This is a genomic window from uncultured Campylobacter sp. (assembly GCF_938045225.1).
Taxonomy (GTDB): domain Bacteria; phylum Campylobacterota; class Campylobacteria; order Campylobacterales; family Campylobacteraceae; genus Campylobacter_A.
The window spans coordinates 1-3,189 of sequence record NZ_CALINL010000322.1; the positions used below are offsets into that span (position 1 = coordinate 1).

Here is a 3,189-nt window from a genome sequence, read left to right on the forward strand (position 1 = left end):
ATAATTTTACTTTTAGGCGGCTCGTTTCCGGCACTCAAAATTTACCTCAAAAAGCTGCCTTAGATAAAAAAATAGGATAACAAAATGAATTTTACGATTTTTTTACCGCTTGCGTCGATTGCGGCTTTGATTTTTAGCGGATGCGCGAACGATGCGCCCAAAATTTACCCAACCGATCAAAGCGGACAGATCTTAAATGCTAGATTTTTAAACTCGCAGCAAGACGTGTTTAACGACCTTGGCGGCATCGCGCTTTCAAATTTTATGCAAGGATTTTTGGGCAAAAAAGACGGCGGAGACTGCTCGGGCTTCGTCTCGCTCGTAAATAAAAACATAAATAACCTTTACTTTTCCGAGACAAATTTACTCAAATTTTACGGCGAACAAGGATCGAAATCGCAAGCTATTTATAATCTTTACAAAAAACGAAATTTGATCTCGCAAACAAGCCCGAAGCTCGGAGATTTGGTGTTTTTTAACAACACCACAAGCCAAACCAAAGGCAAAAACAAGCAAATCATAACTCACCTTGGCATCATAGACCGCATAGAGGACGACGGAACTATAAGATTTATGCATAATACCAGAGGCAAAAACAAAAGCGGATTTATAAATCTATTTCAAAAAAATAGCCACAAAATAGGCGGCAAAGAGGTGAATTCCTACATCGTAGCGTGCAAGGGCGGCGACGCTAACTGCCTAACGTCAAACAGATTCGCCGGCTTTGGCAAGGTTAGTTTTTAGCTAAATTTATGTCTAAATTTTATATGATAAAGCCTTTAAAAAGGAGCCGTTTTTGAAAGCTACGATATCGCTCATCGCGCTAAATTGTCTAATATTTTTTGCCGTTTACTGCGGCATTTGCGGCACTAACGCGATGCTTGGGCTAAATATGTTTTTTATAGACGGGCTTTTCGTATGGCAGCCCGCAACCTCGATGTTTATGCATGCAAATTTAGCCCATCTGCTGATGAATATGGCGGTTTTGTATCAGTTTGGCTCGCTTCTTGAGCGGTACTACGGTAGCGAAAAATTCGCCGTCGTTTACTGCGTCGGAGGCGTTTTGACCTCGCTGCTTAGTTTTATTTATATTTATGTTATGTTTAAAACTAACGGAATTTTTATAAATTTAGTCGGAGCTAGCGGCGCAATCAGCTTGCTACTAGGCGTTTTGGCATTTTTGGACGCGAGTAGTAGAAAAGGGCTAATAATCGCTATCTTGCTAATGAGCTTCGCCCCCGTAGCCATGGGCGTAAACGTCGCCTGGTACGCGCATATTATCGGCTTTGCTTTAGGATATTTCGGGGTAAAATTTAAGGTGATAAAATGAGATTTTTCGATCAAATTTGGGAAATTTTAGAGTGCGGCGACAAGGAGCTTAAATTTGACAAATTTAAACGATTTTACGCCGAATACAAGGCTGGTAAATTTGACGCGCAAATAGAAGAGGGCGGTAAATTTGACGAGATAAAACAGCTCGAACGTCCAAGCTACGCGGCATTTTGCGAGGTTGTAGCGATGAGAGAAATCGGCGGCAAAAAGCAAGCGGACAAACAAAAAGCCTTCCTGCACTCGATCGCACACATCGAATACAGCGCCGTAGATATCGCGCTAGATGCGGCGTATCGCTTCCGCGCGCTGCCAAAAGCCTACTATGACGACTGGCTAGAGGTCGTGCAGGATGAGATCAGGCACTTTAAGATGATTGAGGAGCACATGGCTAAATTTGACGTGAAATACGGCGATTTTGCCGTACACGACGGGCTTTTTATCGCTTTGCAAAATACCTCCGCGTCGCTGCTTGAGCGCATGGCGGTGCTGCCTAGATACATGGAGGCAAACGGCCTTGACGCAAACGCTTTTATGCTAAAAAAGCTGGAAACCGAGCGCGAAAAAGACGAGGGAAAGGCGCAACTTTGCGAAATTTTGCAAGTCATTTTAGATGAGGAAATCTCGCACGTCTCAAAGGGCGATCGTTGGTTTAAATTTGCCTGCGAAAAAGAGGGCGTAAGCCCCGAAATATACGCGCAAATCGTGCAAAAAATCTACCCTAAAGCATTTTTGCAGTCTCGCGAATTAAACGTGAGCGCGCGCCTAAAATCAGGCTTTAGCGAGGAGGAAATCGAGCATATAAAAAATATAGCAAAAGCCGGAAAGGCGGAATAAAATGAAAAAAATCTACTTTATCAGGCACGCAAAAGCCGTAGATGAGGGTGAGGGTAGCGACTTTGAGCGCGACCTAAGCGAGCGAGGCAAAAAGGATCTGGCTCTGATATGCGAACGGCTAAAAAAGCACGAGGTGAGGGCGGATGCGATATTTTCAAGCTCTGCCAAACGCTGTACTAAAACGGCTCAAAAGCTAGCCGAAGCGATCAAATTTAAGAAAAAAATCAAATTTAAAGACGAGCTATACGGCGCGCAAACACACGAGCTTTTAGCCTTTATAAGGGAATTTGACGACAAATTTCAAAGCGTATTTGTTATAGCGCACAACGACGCGATAACTGAAATTTGTGAGCTTTTAAGCGATGCTGCGATCGGGAATATACCCACATGCGGCATCTTTTGCGTCGAATTTGACGGCAGCTTCAAGGAGCTAAAAGAACACGGCGCAAAAGCTCTGTTTTTTGACTATCCTAAAAAGCATAAAAAGTAGGGCTAATTAAAAGCTCTATTTTATTCCTGCATTTTTCATCAACTTAGTTACTTCAAAAAATTGCCCCAAAAAACATACGATAACGAGCAAAATATTTAGCAAAATAAGCATAAAAATTATCCGTTAAATTTAGCATGAAATTTGATGGATAAATTGTTTTAGTTCAAAAGGTAAAACGCTAAAAAAGACATTGTTTTCGGTATTTGCTGAAGATATTGAGGTAATACAAAAGAGATATAAATATTTATTTGAAAATTATAGTTTTCAATATAAAATGGCAAAAATAGTCTGCATTTTACTTTTTAACTTATTTTTATAAGCATTAAAATATGTATCATAAAAATCGAGCGATTTCTGTATTTTTTACCTGGGATAAAATTTTAGATATAGCTTTTGGGATTATTTTTTGATTTTAAAAACTTTAGCACTAAATATTTTATTGCAGATTAATTACACATTTTTTGTAGCAAAAAAATTAAGGCTCAACGGAACTTAATACAAATACAAGGAGCATTAAGTTACGATGAGTTCGA

The 3,189-nt window shown here is 40.3% G+C and carries 4 protein-coding genes; all 4 read left to right on the forward strand.

All coding sequences use genetic code 11. The features are described from left to right. The first annotated feature begins 84 nt into the window (after window positions 1-84). Genes Q0200_RS11725 through Q0200_RS11740 form a run of 4 tightly spaced genes read left to right on the forward strand, consistent with a single transcriptional unit; the run spans window position 85 to window position 2,656 of the window. Window positions 85-744, forward strand: a complete 660-nt coding sequence (locus tag Q0200_RS11725; RefSeq protein ID WP_297941279.1) for an NlpC/P60 family protein — start codon at window positions 85-87, stop codon at window positions 742-744. A gap of 52 nt (window positions 745-796) precedes the next feature. Continuing rightward, a complete protein-coding gene (locus Q0200_RS11730) occupies window positions 797-1,330 on the forward strand; it encodes a rhomboid family intramembrane serine protease (protein WP_297941280.1) in 534 nt (177 codons plus the stop codon). Continuing rightward, the gene (locus Q0200_RS11735) at window positions 1,327-2,166 is read left to right on the forward strand and encodes a ferritin-like domain-containing protein (RefSeq protein ID WP_297941281.1); all 840 of its coding nucleotides are present in this window, start codon (window positions 1,327-1,329) and stop codon (window positions 2,164-2,166) included. Before Q0200_RS11730 ends, Q0200_RS11735 begins: the two co-directional genes overlap by 4 nt. 1 nt (window position 2,167) lies before the next feature. Further along, on the forward strand, window positions 2,168-2,656 hold the full coding sequence (locus Q0200_RS11740) for a histidine phosphatase family protein (protein WP_297941282.1): 489 nt from the start codon (window positions 2,168-2,170) through the stop codon (window positions 2,654-2,656). The last annotated feature ends 533 nt before the right edge of the window (window positions 2,657-3,189 follow it).